At 39.1% G+C, this 302-nt stretch carries 1 tRNA gene; it reads right to left on the bottom strand.

The features are described 5' to 3' along the window. Window positions 1-222 precede the first annotated feature (222 nt). Window positions 223-298: transfer RNA gene (locus AB4307_RS21680), tRNA-Ala, on the bottom strand. Between the last annotated feature and the right edge of the window lie 4 nt (window positions 299-302).

Genomic DNA, 302 nt, shown 5'->3' with positions numbered 1-302 from the left:
GACTGTTTGCCGGACTCAATTGTGAATCAAACTAAGTTTGATTCGAATACAAGACACTTGAATGTGTTTGTTGTGTTTATCTAATGAAAGATAAACATTGAGAACTTTTAAATTTGATTGAATTACTCGTAAGTAATCAATCAGTCAGCTTTCCAAATTGTTAAAGAGCTTGATTTCTTTCGAAACCATTTTTAAAGATTCTTAGGGAAAAACCCTTAAAGATGGTGGAGCTATGCGGGATCGAACCGCAGACCTCCTGCGTGCAAGGCAGGCGCTCTCCCAGCTGAGCTATAGCCCCATCT

This window comes from Vibrio sp. 10N.261.52.C2 (assembly GCF_041471425.1).
In the GTDB taxonomy this organism is placed as follows: Bacteria; Pseudomonadota; Gammaproteobacteria; order Enterobacterales; family Vibrionaceae; genus Vibrio; species Vibrio crassostreae_C.
This window is presented reverse-complemented; position numbering and strand designations above follow the sequence as displayed.